Below are 17,358 nucleotides of genomic sequence, written 5' to 3' on the forward strand. Positions count from 1 at the left end.
TTTTAATAAGCAATTCTCTGATAGGAATTTTCCTATTCATAGAATAAAATATTAAATGAGGTGATATAGTGAAAAAATTAATATTCTTATTTTTGTTATTATCTTACATTTCTTTCTCAAACATAGTACTTTTTATCTATCACAGGTTTGACGATGAAAGATATCCCACAACAAATACTTGGACAAGTGAACTTGAAATGCACATAAAGACCGTTAAAAAATTAGGGTATAAAATATGGACACTAAAAGACCTTGAAGATTACGTTTATGGAAAAAAAGAAGAAGAAAATGCCGTAATTTTTACAATTGATGATGGATACGTAACTACCTATACAAAAGCCTTCCCCGTTTTCAAAAAATACAATGTGCCTTTCTCCGTATTTTTGTACTTTGAAGGAGTAGGTATATCAAAGGAATATCTTACCTGGGAAATGGTAAAAGAAATGTCAAAGTATGGTGTTGAATTTGGTCATCACTCTTATTCACACGATAAATTCCCATTTAAAGATATTGACTACTTTGAAAAAGATTTAATAAAGGGAATAAAAATTTGGAACAAGCATATGGATACTCCATTAAAATATTACGCCTATCCATATGGATATTACAACAAAAAGATGATAGAAGTTTTAAAAAAATACAACTTCAAACTTGCATTTATACAACTCCCTGGCCCTTTCACAAGGGAAATATCAGCATACGAAATACCCAGAGAACCACTATTACAAGACTGGGCAACAAAATCGCATCTAATATACGTACTATCAAGAAAACCACTAGTTTTAAAGAAAAAACCTTATTTTTGGAAAAATGGAAAGTTATACGTTAAAACAAATCTAAAAGGCTATTCAAATCCCGTTGTATACATAAGGGAAAAGGGCATAGTGGAAAGCTCCTTTAAAAATGACATACTAGAAGCCGGCCCTTTTGAAATTCAAAATAGGGTAAATAGTTTAATGATAAGTGTAAGGGGAAAGGATAAAAAAGAATATGTAAGATATTATTTAATATTAAAGGAGGTCTTTCAATGAATATCATCGATGAAATTCCATCATCAAAGACTTTAGAAATAAACGCAACTGCCAAGAAGCTAATAAGTCAAGGCAAAGACGTAATTAACCTCACAACGGGTGAACCTGATTTTCCCACACCAGATATAATAAAGAAAAAAGCCATTGAAGCACTTGAAAAGGATTTTACAAAATACACGGATAGCAAGGGAATCCCTGAACTTAGAAAAACCATCTCAATACTTTTGGAAAGAAAAAATATTTCATTTTCAAAAGACGAAATAATCGTAACAAATGGAGGAAAACAAGCCTTATTTAATTCCCTGTTATCCATTGCCGAAAAAGGTGATGAAATAATACTAATATCTCCATTTTGGGTCAGCTACCCACCTATGGTTATTCTCGCCGGGGCCACTATAAAAATTCTAGAAACAAGTTTTGAAAACAATTTCCACCCCAATATAGATAAACTAAAATCTTTAATCTCTAAAAAAACAAAAGCCATAGTTGTAAACTCTCCAAATAACCCCACGGGAACAGTCTATCCAGAAAATATAATAAAAGAAATTGCAGATATTGCAAATAAAAACAATATTTTTGTCATAACAGATGAAGTTTACGACGTACTCGTATACGACGGTAAATACGCATCTTTGACAAAATTTGTAAATCCCGAAAATCTCATATATATCAATGCCTTTTCCAAATCATATGCAATGACTGGTTGGAGAATTGGATACGTTGCAACAAAAAACAAATCCATCCTAAAAAGGATTGCAAAAATACAAGCCCACAGCACTTCAGGTATAAATTCTATTGCACAATATGCTGCACTTGGAGCACTAAATGCGGACAACTCGTATATGATAAAGGAATTTAAGAAAAGAAAAGACTTTGTGGTAAAAAAAGCCAAAGAACTGGGACTTAGATTTGTAGAGCCAAAGGGAGCATTTTATCTTTTCTTTGAAGTTAATATAGATGATGAATTATTCTGCAAAAAACTTTTAGAAGAAAAGCTAGTAGCATTGGTACCAGGCAGTGCTTTTAATGCAAAAGGATTTGTTAGAATGTCTTTTGCAAATTCCCTTGAAAATATTAAAAAAGCATTTGAAAGACTTGAAGAATTCTTAAGGGGGTAATCCCATTTATTTTTTGAGGTGAAAATATGATAGATGTAAAATTTTTACCTGAAAAACTAAGAAAAGCTCAGGTAATTGTAGTTATTGATGTATTAAGAGCTACTACTACAATGGTTACAGCCATTGCAAATGGCTGTAAATACATAAAACCTGTGGAAACACTTGAAAAAGCTCGAAAATTCAAAGGTGAATTTCTCATATGTGGTGAAAGAGATGGAATAAAGCCCAGAGACTTTGATTGTGGAAATTCCCCATTAGAGTATACTAACGTAAAAGGGGAAAAGCTTATCCTAACCACAACAAATGGTACTAAAACTTTAAAAAAGGTTGAAAAATTATCAAACAACATAATTCTGGGAGCATTTGTAAACTTTACCGCCACATTAAATTTTCTCCAAAATTTTTCAGATATATTATTTGTATGTGCTGGAAATAACGGAGAAATCTCATTTGAAGATATTCAGGTAGCAGGTGCTTTTGTCCATGGTTTATCTAATAAAATGTTATCCGATAGCGCTTTAGTTTCTATGTACATGTGGGAAGGTCTAAAAAAACCAAACTTTTTTGGTGTCCATGCCAAAAAACTAAAATCTTTACATTTTGATAAAGACTTAGATTTTGCAAAAAAGTTAGATCTATACGATATAGTGGTAGAATATAAATATGGTAAAGTCAAAGCGAGGTGATATATATGAAAAAAATTCTGTATTTTTTTCTTTTAATCCCTTTACTTTCCTTTGCACTACATACTGGTGAGTCTACCAATTTAGTCTTTAAAATACCTGGAAAAATTGAAATAACGGTAGTTGATGCACTTGGAGGAGTTCTGCCAGAAGACCTACTAATAGATAAAGTATCTTTCAAAAATATTGCAACTGTTACATATATAGCTCCAATTGTCCCCATAAAAAGTTATCTCATATTAGACGTAAATGGAAAGAAAATAAAATACAACTTCAAGATAGTTGAATATGATTATCCAAAAGATATTGCACCGGTTATATTAGAAGAATTTTCCGGAAATGTTGCTTATTCAAAAAATAAAAAAGAATGGATAGCAGTTTCAAATAATGTAAAGTTGTATGAAAATTACTATCTTAGAACACTAAACAACTCTTATGCAGTCATTTCCGGAAAATGGGGAAAAGTCTATATAAAAGAAAATACAATTGTAAAAATAGAAAAAAGCAGGCAAAAAGATGATAAATTTGACGTTAAATTAAGTGTGGAAAAAGGTAGTGTTATAGCAGATGTTGTAAAATTCTTAATGTCAAAATCTAGATTTCAAATACAAGGTGGTTCTGTTACAGCAGGTGTGCGTGGAACAAAATTTGGTTGTGAAGGTGAAGCTGGCTCGTGGAAATGGTTTGTCTTTGATGGAAGTGTTTTTGTCTTTAATGGAAAGAAAATTGTAGAAATAACAAATCAGAAAATGATAAAAGTGATAGATAATACCTTTTTAACTCCAGAAAAATTTGAAAAAAACTTTGAAGAATTTATAGGAATTTTTGAAGAAGGTTTTGAAAACTTGGAAAATGAAATGGATGACTATATGGAATCTATTGAGGGGAACATATGAAATATTTTACATATTTTTTAATTGGTTTTCTCTCAATCTTTCTCACACTCTTTTATATGTACAAAAAGATCACTGCACATTTACCAGATCCAGAAACTCTAGTACCATCGAGTCTTATTATAGAATATTCAGATGGTACACCTTTTTATTTTCCGAAAGCCTATTGGTACAAACTAGAAGACTATCCAGAACGTCTTATAACTACCGTTATAATCTCTGAAGATGAGGATTTTTTTTCACACCCCGGAATAGATATATTAGGAATGCTAAGGGGAATATTTTACACGGTATTTAAAAGAAATACACAGGGTGGAAGTACTCTTACACAACAACTTGTTAGAAGTTTGTATCTAACACAAGCACGGACCATTGAAAGAAAAATAAAAGAAATTTTTATATCACTTTACATAGAAAAAATAAGAACCAAAAAAGAAATTTTAGAACTTTACTTAAATTCCGTGTATATGGGAAATGGAATATACGGCTTTGGAACAGCTGCTAAATATTATTTTAACAAAGAACCAAAAGAACTAAACTTAGCAGAAATAGCACTCCTTGTAAATACCGTAAAATCTCCTGAAAACTTCAATCCACAAGATTTGAAAAACCATAGCAGGGCAAATGTGGTTCTAAGAAGGCTTTTAACAGAAAATTATATAAGCCAAAAAGAATACGAAAAATACAGTAAAATGCTCCAAAAAGTAAAATCGTATAACATATTTGAATCAAAATACGATGAAGAAATATTTTGGAGGGTTATTGAAGAATTAAAAGAAAAGGGATTTACCTTGGATCTATTGAGAAAGGGATTTGTAGTCAAAACTACTTTAAATAAAGAATATTACACATTACTCAGCAAAAACTTGGGGGAAAACAACGCTGGATTAATATTGAACTACAAAACAGGTGAAATCCTTGCAATGCACGGTAAAGGTACCAACAACGGTAGAAGACAAATTGGATCACTAATAAAACCTCTTTACTATTACAAAGCATTGCTAGAAGGATATAACTTGGACTCCAAATTATTTGATTTACCTATAAAAATAGGTGACTGGACTCCAAAAAACTTTGAAAGAAACTATTATGGTGAAATTACACTTGAAAACGCATTAATACATTCAAGAAACATCCCATCTGTTAATCTTTACCTTATGCTAGGTGATAACACTGTAAGATTTTTTTTGGAAGATGAATTGAAAATAAAAGGGTATTATCCAAAAGATTTAACGTTGTCTTTAGGAACTTTGGAAACATCACATGAAGAAATTGCAAAAGGTTTTTCGGCAATCTTCAACAGTGGAATAGTTATAAAGCCACACATAATAGATGAAGTGATAAATAGTGATGGAGTGGTATTTTACAAAGCATCACCAGAAGTTTTAAATATAGTTTCCCCATCAAAACGATATCCCATGGAAGCAAGCTATTTAATTATTAACATACTAAAAAAAGTAGTAAAATACGGAACAGGTATACGTGCAAAAATACCGGGAAGAACTATAGTAGGAAAAACTGGAACAGCAGAGCAATATGCTTGGTTTTTAGGAGCAGATGGGAAAATATTAATGATAATATCACAAGACGGAAAAGATTTATTGGGTGGAAGAGATGTAGCACCACTTTGGAGGAAAATCGCATTAAAAACAAATATAGGGAAAAATCCTTTTACCATTTCATCTGTATATCGAAAATTAAAAGTTATCAAGACAAATCCTATGAAATATATAGATTACGAATACCTAATAAATTTAATAAAAACTGGAAAATTCAGTATGGACGAGCTTGTAGAAATTTTAAAGACATTTGATAGAGAATATCTTATAGAATTTCTATCATACCTGAATACCGTTTCACAAGAATTTACAATAAAACTATGGAATATACTCGGAGGTGGGAAGTAATGAAATTTTTCTACAACCTTGAAAGATCAGAGTTTGGAGAATATGTCACAATAGAAGTTACAGATGACCAAAACAGTGGAATTGGCGCTATTGTACCTGAAAGAAAAAAGGGAGAAAACTACAAGGTTATTATGGGTGCAATCGAAGAATATAGATACATTGTGGAAAAGGCATCAATAGAGGATACGTTCAATATAGCATATTCACTATCAAAACACTTTCCAAATCATCCAAAAGTAATATTTGCAATTGATGCAGCATTTAAAGAATTATACTCAAAAACATACAACATACCATTGGAAAAACTTTTAGGACAGGAAAACATAAAACAATGTAAAAACTCAGAAGGCAAAAAAATCTTTCCTGAAGAATATGGATTTGTAGATTTAATAAAAGTATTGCCACAATTTGACAATTACACTTTTGTACTTACAAAGTATCCAAAAGGTGAGATGTATGAAGTATTAAAAGCTTTATCTACAAATTACAAATACGTGGAGGTGCTTTCATGGAAAGAACGTTTGTCTATTTAAAACCAAATGCAGTAAGAAGGGGACTAATCGGAGAAATAATAAAAAGATTTGAACAAAGGGGAATAAAAATAGTTGCACTAAAAATGCACTGGGTAACAAAAGAAGAAGCAGAAGAATTATACAAAATGCACAAGCAAAAGAGCTTTTATAAAGATTTAATAGAATTCATCACAGGCGGTCCAATAGTTGCAATGGTAGTAGAAGCACCAAGGGTTATTGAAATGGTTAGACACATAATCGGAAACACCGACCCCCTAAAAGCGGGAACTGGAACAATTAGGGGAGAATTCGCATTAACTACAACCAAAAATCTCATACATGCAAGTGATTCAAAAGAAAATTTTGAAAGAGAATACAAAATATTCTTTAAGGATGAGGAAATTATAGATTACTACTTAGATGTACAAGACGATATATAGAGCTACTTTTTCAAAAACTCTTTTCTTACAGTAAATATCATTACTACAAAGGCAATGATAGAAACTACAATTAAATACTTTAATTCTTGTGATATACCAATGTTGTTTAATTGATAATTTCTCAATGCATAGGTAAGTTTATACGATGGCGTATAAGATGCTAATTTAAACATTGCCTTGGGAAGTGTGGTGACAGGTGTAATACTTCCACTTGTAAAAAAGAAAAACATGGAAAGGGATATTCCCAATATATTAGCTACCGCCTTATTAGGAGAAATACTCGAAATAAATATTGATAGAGCAGAATGAAATATTATTGCCGTTAAAGAAAGCGGAAAAAAGATACTAAAAGGTATTTTTACACCAAATAAATTCCCAACAAGATAAACACTAAATGACACAAACAAACCTAAAAAAAACAATGCTAGAAATTTTACAACGGAATATTTATACCATTTTTCGTTATTAACTTTAAAGATAGTAATAAGTCCAAGTTCTCTATCATTAATTACAGTTAATACACCTATTGCAAGTAGCAAAAATATCACAGATAAAAACAAAATTGCCGGTGAAAATAAATTGCCAAAATCCGTTTTAAAATTCTTGGTTTTTGGTACGAATTGAGGTGCTGGTGTTTCATTACTTACAAATAAATACCTTAAAACTTGAGGATTGAAAAATGGTGAACCATTCAAATCGTTAAATATCGAATTTAATACGTTGTATATACCGACGGACAATTGCAAGTCAACTGGACTTGGAATAAAATCAATGTTTACCTTTTGTCCGTTGTATAGTGCGTCTGTAAAATTACTCGGAATCATCATAACGGCGTTCACTTCGCCAGATTGCAAAAGCTCCACATAATTTTCATCTACATACCTAAGTGTACCACCCTTAAAAAAGGACATAACAAGCTTTATTGTAAACCGCGACAGTGCAGAATCATCCAAGTTGTACACCCCAAGTTTAACATTCGAGACTCCAAATCCATTGAAAAATATTATACTTGCAACTGTAAGCACAACAGGTAAAAGGATGATGAGTACTATATTTACAGGTTTTCCAATAAGTCTTTTAAATTCATACCAAACTCTCACCTTTTCATCCTTTCTATTTAAGAATAATTACAGAATTTTTTCCATAAATTCTTACAGCATCTTCTATGAATTCTGGGTTGTGCTTTGAAGAGAGCACAAACAAAACTCTTCTCTTTACAACGGGAACATCCACGTGCCCATCTGTAAAGATTATTATCCCCTCCACTCCTACCTTTGATTGTGCAAGATCCACCGCAGGTTGAAGATTAGTTTCTCCTCCACCGTATATTTCTAAATCTTTCCAATTTCCAGATTTGTATTCCGTCACCATAGTTACCGATTTATCCACTTGTATTAAAATCAACTGGGAACCTTGTTTTGCTATCTTTTCAATCTCGGTTAAAAATTGATTCATTTCCTCTTCTATTATACTTGCACTTGTATCCAAGATAACGGCTAACTTTGACTTATATTCATATCTCCAACCTGGCTGATCATCGTATCGTCTATTTGGTCTTAGTGGTGTCATGTATTTATCTCCTTTTATAGATGCATTAGAAAAACGTCTTAAAATCGTCTCCCAATTTAATGTAGATTTTTGCAAGATTACATCTATATTCTGCTTTAAACCAGAGTCAAGTTTTTTTCCAAACATGTTAAAAGCTTTTCCAACTTTATCTTTAGTAATTTCTATTATCATTTCAACTGGAATCTCAGATTGAAAATCGTGATCATCTATTGAATCAGGTAATGCTTCTATATCAAAATCACCTTTTTTTTCAAATTCCTTCATCATCCACTCAAAATATTCTTCAGCAGTCTTATCTATTAAAAAAGCTGGTGGAGCTGCAAATATTACCTCGTTATCTACTCCATGTCCTTCTTCAATAAGGACATTTAGAGGCACACCTCTTGCATCTAATTCAGGAATATATTGGTTTATAGCTGCATCCATTGCAAGGTCCCAAATCTTTTTTTCCCTTTTATTTCTCGGCTTTATCCTAAAATGCTGGTTTATTATATGCATTAACTCATGCAAAATAATCGCCTCAACGAACCATATTGGTTTCTTATTAACAGAAGGGTTATACAAAAAAACAATTTCACCATTCTTGGTGAATTTTATAGATATATTCTTTACATTTTCATCCTTTTGAAAAGAAATTCCAAGAAGTAGATACGCGTAAAAAGGACTCTTTTTTACAATGTTTTCAAATGCTCTATTTATAACCATCCGATTCTACCTCTATTCCAAAATTGATAAACTGATTTTCAAAAAGAGGTGTGGATAAATACGATATCCACTTGTATTTTGTTGAAAGAGTTACAAAAAACGTCATATTTTCAAATAAATCATACGACGCAATAAAAGAAAGATGATATCTTAAAATGTCTTCGGGATTAACAAAAGACAAAAAGTTTACATTAACACCTGGGTCATAATATATGTAAATCCAAGAAAATTCAACGTTAAATCCCAAAGATAGTCTATCAAACCTAAAATCAGGTAAAATTCCAAGGTATATTCTTCCTGTCTCAGTAGATGTCTCCGTTGTTAAAGGCTTATGGAAAGTAGATTTTACATAACTTGAAAAAGAAAAATTATCAATCCCAGTATCAAAATAAAAACTCACAAGATATGTACTATTGTTAAATACATATCCAGTTAAAATTTTATATAAAAATATATCACTATTTAATGAAAATGAGACACAAGAAAGTGGATAACCTAATCTAAACCCAAAATTTTCTATACTACCCCTCAACCACACACCATCCTGTGTGGAAAAACCAAATTTCACGGCAAAAGAAATAGTTAAGAGAAAAATAAAGAAAAATGTTAAAAATCTTTTCAAACAATCTCCTCCCTTCCTATAGATTATACCACATCTAAAAAAAAATGACTCCGCATCGGAGTCATAAAATCAAATTAAGATTTTCATCTTCTGTAACCTTTCCTATTATCTTTCCTGGTAGATCCTTACTATTTGACACATAAATAAGCCCATATCCCATATTAAAAGTGGAAATAGCTTCACTAAACTCAACATATTTCAAAATCCAATCTACAAAATCCTTTCTTTCAAGATTTACATTACAACCTCTTCCGTTTAAAAGCCTTCTAAGTGCTCTTAAAATACCACCACCTGTTACATGTGCCATAGCTTTTATCTTGTCGAAATGCTCTATAATATTTGAGTATATTCTCGTTCCCTCTAATAGATTGAAAGGCAAATCATTTATGTTTATATTTTCTTTCCTTAAAATTTTTCTAATCAAGCTCCAACCATTTGAATGAAATCCCGAAGCATCCAACGCAAATATGTAATCCCCCGGTTTTATTTTCTCGTGTTCAAATAACTTTATCACTTCACCAATGGCAAAACCTGCAACATCCATGTGATTTTCCTGATATAAATCAGGCATTTCCGCTGTTTCTCCAGCAACTAAATACATATCGTGCTTTTCAAGTTCTACTATTAAAGCTTTTACAAATTCTTTTGAATTTCCATCTATACTGTGCACCCCCAAATAGTCCAAAAAAGCCTTAGGCCTTGCACCAACACATATTAGATCGTTGTAATTCATAGCTATTAAATCTTTCGCAGCATCATTCCAAGTTTGAAATTCTATGTGTAGTAATATCTTTGTCCCAATTCCATCTGCAGTTACAGCTATCTTTGGGGTTGTAAAGTTTAAAATTGTCGCATAACCTGTAGGCTCTTTTATTATCCATTCTGGAATAATTGCATTTCTCTTTATTTCCCTTGCAAACTCATCGCCCTTTTTCACGTCTACCCCCGCATCTTTATAGGTATACTTCATGCGTAAATCACCCCTATATCCGTTCTAAAAAACTTACCCTCAAAATCTATTTTATTTGCAAGATCATATGCTACGTTTTTTGCATCTTCTTTTGTCTTGCCAATTCCTACACAGTGTAGCACCCTACCACCGTCTGTGTACAGTTTTTCTCCATTCCTTTTAACACCTGCTCCAAAAATAATGAAATTTTCTCCTTCTATTTTCGTGATATTCTTTATTTCCAATCCTTTTTTGTATGAAATAGGATATCCCTTGCTTGCTAATACAACATCTAAGGCTACATTTTCAGGGGAAAAATCCGGGATCTTCTCACACTCTGTGGCTTTCAAAATTGTTTCTGCAAAATTTTCTGGATTTGTAGCCACAATTACCTCTGTTTCCGGATCACCTAGTCTAACGTTGTATTCCAAAATATAAGGTGTTTTTTCAAAGAGCATAAGTCCAAGGTATAAAAATCCTCTATAGTTTATCCCTTCCTTTTTAAGACCGTATAACGTTTTTTCAAAGAGCGTTTCTATCTTTTCTTTTATTGACTTGTCAATACTGATAGGTCCAAAGCTCCCCATACCACCGGTATTTGGTCCCATATTTCCTGTATTTGCCCTTTTGTAATCTTGTATGAAAGGATACAATGAAAAGCCCTTTTCATTAACAACTGCCATGGCAGAAAGTTCCCTTCCAGGAATAAATTCATCCAAAATTATAGGTCCTGAAACTCCTTTTATTAATTGACCTTTAATAAGTTTTGCACCAAGTGCTATTGCTTCGCTTTCATCACTTGTAATTAAAACACCTTTACCTTTTGCAAGTCCATCTGCTTTTAAAACATATGGAGGGTAAAATTTCTTTATCTTTTCCCTTAATTCTAATTCGCTCTCTACTATTTCAAATCTTGGTGTAGGCAAATTATATTTACTCATAAATTTTTTGGCAAATATCTTTGAACTCTCCAATTTTGCCCCTTGAATTGTTGGACCAAAGACATTTTTCAATTTTTCTGCAACACCTTTTGCAAGGTATTCTTCAGAACCTGGAATTATTAATCCATTGAAATTTTCTATATCATCAATGTTATTTCCAGTTAGCCCATTCCCAGGCGCATAAAACACTTCAAATCCAATCTTTTCAAATGAATAACCTATAGCATGCTCTCTTCCACCTGATCCCAATATGCATATTTTCATACTCTCACCTCAATGTCTAAACACTCTACCATTTGCTTTATAGAACGATATTCCAAGTTTATTTGCCGCATCAATTATTTCACTATCTCTAATAGATCCCATGGGTGCAACTACTGCCTTAACCTTTGCATTTGCAAGAATTTCCAAACCATCTGGAAATGGAAAAAATGCATCAGAAGCAGCATATGCCCCAATAGCCTTTTCACCTGCAAGTGATGTGGCAATCCAAGCCGCCCTTTTCCTTGAAGGTTGACCTGTACCTATTCCCACTGTTGTAAGATTTTTGGAAATAAGTATGGCATTTGACTTTACCCCTTCAACAACTATATATGAAAAAATTAGTTCGGTCATTTCACTTTCTGAAAGTTTAGGACCTGCTACATGCTTAAAAACTAAATCTGGTAATTTCCTTTCACCTATTAAAAAAGCTCCAAATGCAGGTTTTCCAACTTTTGGTTCATAATCTCTAACTTTTAATATACGTATTTTCTTAGATTTTAATACTTCTATTGCTTCTTTTGTAAAGTTTTCTGCAATTACAACTTCAAGATATTTTTTCTTTATAGCCAATGCACATTCTTCGTCAAATTCAAAATTCACCGAAAGTATTCCACCAAAACTTGATTCTTCATCGGCTAAAATAGCGGAAAGTATGGAGTCCACCTTGCTTTTACTTACAGATGCACCACAAGGTGTTTGGTGTTTCACTACCACACTTCCATAGCCATTTAATTTTTTCAAATTTTTTGCAATTACAAATGCTGATTCTGCGTCTAATATGTTGTTAAAAGAAATTTGTTTTCCTTCGTGCAAAATTTTAAATGCAGGTTTTCCAAACATTTCCGCTTTTTCATGAGAATTTTCCCCATACCTTAATTCCATATCAAATTTTTCAAGATACACCCCCACTCACTCCTTTCACGAATTTAAAATAGATTCAATAACTTGTGGATAATGCTTATGCTCCAACTTATGTATTTCCTTTTCCACCTCTTCTAATGTTAAACCATCTATCTCTAAGGCCTTTTGGAAAATTATAGGTCCCGTATCTACACCCTCATCCACAAAGTGAATTGTTATTCCCGTTACTTTAACTCCGTATTCATATGCCTGTTTTATAGCATCTTTTCCCGGAAAAGCAGGTAGTAAAGAAGGGTGTATGTTTACAATTTTAAAATTATTTACAATCTTTGATGGAAGAATTTTCATAAATCCCGCAAGAACTACTAAATCTGGTGCAAGTTCTTTCAAAAGCACAAATAATTCCTCAGCCCAATTATCTTTAAGCCTTGTATGAGAAATTCCAAGTTTTTTAGCCCTTTCTTCTGCAAAACACTTCTTGTTGGTAATCAACCTTAAAATGTTAGCATTAAGAATTCCTTTTCTTGTCGCATTTACTATTGCTTCAAAGTTTGAACCATTTCCAGATGCCAAAATCACTATATTGGGTAATTTAGATTTAGACATCCTAGGCATAATTTATCTCCTCCAATAGCTTCTTTAAGTCCATCTATAGACAAATAATAAAGCTCATCTGCATTTATTTCCTTAATTATCTCCTCAATTTCTTTTTGATTGGCAATTAACTCATTTTTCCTTGAGGTGTCAATACCATATGGACAAGGCCCTATTACCGGTGATGAATGTATACCAACTTTTACTTTCTTTGCCCCGCTTTCTCTTAACATCTTTACTATCTGCTTCATAGTTGTTCCCCTTACAATTGAGTCATCAATTACAATAACTTCCTTGTTTTTTACTACTTGAGGAATGGGAATTAATTTTCTTTTAATAATTTCTTCCCTATTTTCGGGCATTATAAAGCTCCGTCCTAGATATCTGTTTCTCATAAGGCCAAGTTCTATGGGAATTTTTGAGGCAAGTGAAAATCCTAACGCACCTGAAAAACCAGAATCAAGTATTGGAATTACAATATCTCCCGTCATTTGACTTTCACGATACAGAATCCCCCCCATTTTAAACCTTGCTTTGTGTACATTTCCATAGTAAAAATTACTATCTGGTCTTGAAAAATAAATATATTCAAATGCACAAAAACGCATCTTTGTTGTTGCAAACTTTACCTTATCTAAACCCATATCTGAAAAAATAACCATTTCACCTGGTACAATTTCTGTTATTTCTTTTGCACCCAACGCCGTTAGAGCAGAATCCTCGGAAGATACAACAAATCCACCCTTGAATTTTCCATAAAATAGCGGTCTAAAGCCATAGCTGTCTCTTGCGGCTATAAGCATGCTGTCAGTTAATATCACAATAGAATAAGCTCCAGGGATCCTTGAAAGAGACCATTGAATGGAAAGTTTTGGGTCAGAATAAGGAGCAAGGGAAATATAATGGAGGAATACTTCAGAATCAATTGTTGTGTTAAAAACTGCTCCTTTTTCGACAAGCGATTTCATCCTAATCTTTGCATCAGGAATATTCCCGTTGTGTGCAATTGCAAATTTGCCTTTTGAAGTTAAACCCATAAGGGGTTGAATTTCACTATTTTCTCCAAACGTCGAATATCTAACATGTCCAATACCACTTCTACCGTTTATATAATTTTCCTTAGTTAAAACTTGTGAGACCAACCCTTGCATCTTTAAAAATTTGAAACCTTCAATGACAATCCCCGTGCTTTCTTGCCCTCTGTGTTGAAGACCTAATAAAATATCATGTAAAATGTTATAAGAATCATCTACATTCCAAACACCTGCTATCCCGCACATAACACCCCTCCACTATCAAAATGAAAAAGAGGAGCAAAAGCTCCTCATCAACCACAAAATATTACTTCCCAAACAGGGAAAATCTCTTATTTATAGCCTTTTTCCACAATATCAATTTTCTTTTCATTATACCCCCTCCTAACTTTTATTCTAAAGCCATTTTAAATTAGAGTCAATTAAATTTACAATTTTAAAACAAACCTTATCATTTTTGTAAACAATACAAACTCTAAAAAACTAAAAAGTCTTATACATCATAGCTCTTTCTATTTCTTGAATGTAAAATTACTTATATACATCAAAAAATAAATTTGCCACTCCAAAGAGTAGTAAATAACAAATTCATACTTTCGATAATTTCGCAAAATAGAAAATAACTTAAACAAACGTTTGTTTATACGAGTACTTATTAGATTTTAGATAGTTCTTGAAAAAGTTAAAGTTATAGTAAAATATATTTGCAAGAGCTTCTATTTGATATATGATTAAAAAACAGGTCACAAAAATTATGAAATATAAATAAAAAGTCAAAAAATTTTAATGGAGGGAATCACATGAAGTTTAAAGTTTACAAAACATCCGGTTTTTTTAATATTAATACATATATTTTTGAAAACTTTGTTGTAGATCCGGGATTCGGAATAGGAAAATATCTAGGAAAAATCCCTGTTAAAGTAATTTTGACACACGGGCATTATGATCATATAGCAGGACTCTTAGAATTGAATGTAGAAGATGTTTACATTTCAAAAGAAGATAAGAAAATGTTGTACGATCCATCCAAGAATTTTTCACATCTTTTTGGGGAGACATTTATTTTTGAAAAAGATGCAAAAGATATAGATTTATACTTTGATACAATAGCAGTACCAGGTCATACCTTAGGTTCAAGGATAGTAATTTTTGATAATTTAATATTCACAGGAGATACTGTATTTTGTAATACCGTTGGAAGAAGTGACTTAGGTGGTTCAAAAAAACTAATGATTGAATCTATAAAAAAGCTAAACAATATATTTAGGGAATTAGATGAAAATATGTTGATACTTCCTGGACATGCTGCATATTGCAATATAAAAACATTATTTAAGAAAAATCCGTATTTTAAGAACGTTTAAAAATATGAAAAAAATAAAGGGGAGAATACTTCTCCCCTCTTGGCTCCGGCGGAGGGACTCGAACCCCCAACCTAGTGGTTAACAGCCACCCGCTCTGCCTATTGAGCTACGCCGGAACACCTTCCAGAAAGTAATATATCACATTTTTTTTAGTTAGTCAATAACTTTCAAGTACATACTTCCCATTAATTTTTTCTGTAAAAAGTTCTACACCTTTATAAAGTTATAACATATAACCTTCAAGACGTGTGATTTTTGATCTTCTCTATATAACTTTTCTTGAATATTATAGTAATGATGTAAGCTTATGCATAAAATAATAAATTAATGGTAATAAAGTGACAAAGATAACCTCAATATTATAACTTAATCTTTGTATCAAATAAACTGTGAAAATCTTTTTCCCCATGAAGTACCATTATTAACGTCTTAGAGCTCAATTTTTCAAATATTAACTTTATTATCTTTTCTTTGCTTTGCTCATCTATATTTGCAAGTGGTTCATCAAAAATATATAAATCTGCATCTTTTTCAAGTGCTATACCAATAGCAACTTTTTGTCTTTCCCCTGCAGAAAGGTTAGATGGTGTTTTTTCTTTTAACCTTTCTAAACCAAGTTTTTTTATTAATTCTTCATCCCTTATAAGTTCTCTTATAGAAATTTCTGGAAGTTCAACCGGTGCAGTTATTGATACAACATTTTTTGGTCTTAACACTTTTCCACTATCTGGTGACAAATATCCAGATATTATATTTAAAAGCGTGGTTTTTCCTGCTCCATTTTCTCCAAATATTAATACCTTACTCTTAGGAGTTATTTCCAAATTATCTATTTCTATTACTTTATTTTCATCATAAGAAAGTTTTACATCTTTTAAAATTACTCTATTATCCAGGTCAAAATATTCTCTCTTCTCAGTATTTAATAATTTTTTTATTCTTTCAAGTATTTGCGAGTACCTATGAAATTCTGGAATGGCTTGAACAATCCCAAAAAGGGATGAAACCGCTCTCCAGAATGTGTTTATTATTGCTACAAATCCTCCAAAACTTAACTTTCCAATTAAAACAAAATATCCAGATACTATAAGTGAAAGAGTATCCGCTGTGTTTCTAATAATGTCACCCAACATTTGACTTGATTTTACAGCTTTAAAACTTTCAAACCTACTGTTTAAATACTCTTCTAAAGTTCTCCTATGCTTTAATGTTGCAATGTCAAATATAAAACTAAAAGTTCTCATAACTTTGAATGATTTAAGAACACTTGTTAGAAAACTTGTATAAATTCCTTCTTTTTCCCTTTCAAGTGCTGTTTTTTTCCTAACTTTTTGACTTACAACATTCGCTAAATACATTAACGGAGGAATAATAATAAACAACACCAATGAAGCTCTCCAGGAAATAAAAAACATCGCAAGTAATAATGCCACTTCTGATACAATCATTGAAACTATATTTATTGTCATCCTAATCATTGGAACAACACCTTCATTAACATCTTTGTGAATGGAATTTATAAAATAACCCGCACCTTTTTTGGTAAATTCTTTTAAATCATAATTAAAAGTCTTTTTTAAAAGTTCAGATTCAAGATTTAATACTACTTTATTTTCATACCTTTTTTTCCAAAGATTATTTATATAAAACAATAGTACAAATATCAGACCAAGTGCAAGATATACCACACTTAAAAGTACAAATTTTTGAAAATTAAGCTTTAATACAGCCTCATCAAATAACCACTTTACCATTAATGGTTGAATCAATCCTTCAAAGAAACTTAAAATACTTGAAAAAATAAGAAGTAAGATAAATTCAAATCTCTTTGTCTTTAAAAATTCCCAATAAATTTTCATGAAACCCCTCCT

17 protein-coding genes and 1 tRNA gene are annotated in these 17,358 nt (G+C 31.8%); 8 read left to right on the forward strand and 10 right to left on the reverse strand.

Annotated elements, in window-relative coordinates; genetic code table 11:
• The first annotated feature begins 68 nt into the window (after window positions 1–68).
• Genes XO08_RS03250 through ndk form a run of 7 tightly spaced genes read left to right on the forward strand, consistent with a single transcriptional unit; the run spans window position 69 to window position 6,584 of the window.
• Window positions 69–1,031: a polysaccharide deacetylase family protein gene (locus XO08_RS03250; RefSeq protein WP_075665625.1), complete on the forward strand. Its 963-nt coding sequence runs from the start codon at window positions 69–71 to the stop codon at window positions 1,029–1,031.
• On the forward strand, window positions 1,028–2,149 hold the full coding sequence (aspC, locus tag XO08_RS03255; protein WP_075665626.1) for an aspartate aminotransferase: 1,122 nt from the start codon (window positions 1,028–1,030) through the stop codon (window positions 2,147–2,149). Before XO08_RS03250 ends, aspC begins: the two co-directional genes overlap by 4 nt.
• Before the next feature lie 26 nt (window positions 2,150–2,175).
• Window positions 2,176–2,835, forward strand: a complete 660-nt coding sequence (locus XO08_RS03260) for a 2-phosphosulfolactate phosphatase (protein ID WP_077198038.1) — start codon at window positions 2,176–2,178, stop codon at window positions 2,833–2,835.
• Window positions 2,836–2,840: 5 nt separating this feature from the next.
• Window positions 2,841–3,728, forward strand: coding sequence for a FecR domain-containing protein (locus tag XO08_RS03265; protein ID WP_075665628.1), 888 nt, complete (start codon window positions 2,841–2,843; stop codon window positions 3,726–3,728).
• Complete coding sequence (locus XO08_RS03270; RefSeq protein WP_075665629.1) at window positions 3,725–5,632, forward strand: transglycosylase domain-containing protein; 1,908 nt, start codon at window positions 3,725–3,727, stop codon at window positions 5,630–5,632. Before XO08_RS03265 ends, XO08_RS03270 begins: the two co-directional genes overlap by 4 nt.
• A complete protein-coding gene (locus XO08_RS03275) occupies window positions 5,632–6,165 on the forward strand; it encodes a hypothetical protein (protein WP_075665630.1) in 534 nt (177 codons plus the stop codon). The genes XO08_RS03270 and XO08_RS03275 overlap by 1 nt, the downstream gene beginning before the upstream one ends.
• Window positions 6,141–6,584 (forward strand): nucleoside-diphosphate kinase, encoded by a 444-nt coding sequence (gene ndk, locus XO08_RS03280; protein WP_075665631.1) that lies wholly within the window; start codon window positions 6,141–6,143, stop codon window positions 6,582–6,584. Before XO08_RS03275 ends, ndk begins: the two co-directional genes overlap by 25 nt.
• 2 nt (window positions 6,585–6,586) lie before the next feature.
• On the opposite strand, the gene XO08_RS03285 is transcribed toward ndk, so the two are convergent.
• The 8 genes from XO08_RS03285 to purF all read right to left on the reverse strand — a co-directional run bounded on the left by XO08_RS03285 (window position 6,587) and on the right by purF (window position 14,369).
• The gene (locus XO08_RS03285) at window positions 6,587–7,684 is read right to left on the reverse strand and encodes an ABC transporter permease (protein WP_075665632.1); all 1,098 of its coding nucleotides are present in this window, start codon (window positions 7,682–7,684) and stop codon (window positions 6,587–6,589) included.
• Window positions 7,685–7,697: 13 nt separating this feature from the next.
• Complete coding sequence (locus XO08_RS03290) at window positions 7,698–8,858, reverse strand: VWA-like domain-containing protein (RefSeq protein WP_077287222.1); 1,161 nt, start codon at window positions 8,856–8,858, stop codon at window positions 7,698–7,700.
• Window positions 8,845–9,480, reverse strand: a complete 636-nt coding sequence (locus XO08_RS03295) for a hypothetical protein (RefSeq protein WP_075665634.1) — start codon at window positions 9,478–9,480, stop codon at window positions 8,845–8,847. Before XO08_RS03295 ends, XO08_RS03290 begins: the two co-directional genes overlap by 14 nt.
• 61 nt (window positions 9,481–9,541) lie before the next feature.
• The gene (locus XO08_RS03300; RefSeq protein ID WP_075665635.1) at window positions 9,542–10,450 is read right to left on the reverse strand and encodes an AIR synthase-related protein; all 909 of its coding nucleotides are present in this window, start codon (window positions 10,448–10,450) and stop codon (window positions 9,542–9,544) included.
• Window positions 10,447–11,634 carry a phosphoribosylamine--glycine ligase gene (gene purD / locus XO08_RS03305; protein ID WP_075665636.1) on the reverse strand — a complete coding sequence of 396 codons (1,188 nt, stop codon included), beginning with the start codon at window positions 11,632–11,634 and terminating at the stop codon, window positions 10,447–10,449. The genes XO08_RS03300 and purD overlap by 4 nt, the downstream gene beginning before the upstream one ends.
• Window positions 11,635–11,643: 9 nt before the next feature.
• Window positions 11,644–12,537 (reverse strand): phosphoribosylaminoimidazolecarboxamide formyltransferase, encoded by an 894-nt coding sequence (locus XO08_RS03310; RefSeq protein ID WP_075665637.1) that lies wholly within the window; start codon window positions 12,535–12,537, stop codon window positions 11,644–11,646.
• 15 nt (window positions 12,538–12,552) lie between these two features.
• Window positions 12,553–13,110 (reverse strand): phosphoribosylglycinamide formyltransferase, encoded by a 558-nt coding sequence (purN, locus tag XO08_RS03315; RefSeq protein WP_075665638.1) that lies wholly within the window; start codon window positions 13,108–13,110, stop codon window positions 12,553–12,555.
• A complete protein-coding gene (purF, locus tag XO08_RS03320; RefSeq protein ID WP_077287224.1) occupies window positions 13,074–14,369 on the reverse strand; it encodes an amidophosphoribosyltransferase in 1,296 nt (431 codons plus the stop codon). The genes purN and purF overlap by 37 nt, the downstream gene beginning before the upstream one ends.
• A 554-nt stretch (window positions 14,370–14,923) precedes the next feature.
• On the opposite strand from purF, the gene XO08_RS03325 reads away from it, so the two are divergent.
• Window positions 14,924–15,487 carry an MBL fold metallo-hydrolase gene (locus tag XO08_RS03325; RefSeq protein WP_075665640.1) on the forward strand — a complete coding sequence of 188 codons (564 nt, stop codon included), beginning with the start codon at window positions 14,924–14,926 and terminating at the stop codon, window positions 15,485–15,487.
• A 40-nt stretch (window positions 15,488–15,527) separates the two neighbouring features.
• Here XO08_RS03325 and XO08_RS03330 read toward each other — a convergent pair.
• Together XO08_RS03330 and XO08_RS03335 are read right to left on the reverse strand one after the other, a co-directional pair.
• Window positions 15,528–15,603, reverse strand: a tRNA-Asn gene (locus XO08_RS03330).
• Between the two features lie 243 nt (window positions 15,604–15,846).
• Entirely contained in the window at window positions 15,847–17,346 is a 1,500-nt protein-coding gene (locus tag XO08_RS03335) for an ABC transporter ATP-binding protein (RefSeq protein WP_075665641.1), read from the reverse strand.
• Window positions 17,347–17,358: the final 12 nt, after the last annotated feature.

This window comes from Thermosipho sp. 1074 (assembly GCF_001999655.1).
In the GTDB taxonomy this organism is placed as follows: domain Bacteria; phylum Thermotogota; class Thermotogae; order Thermotogales; family Fervidobacteriaceae; genus Thermosipho; species Thermosipho affectus.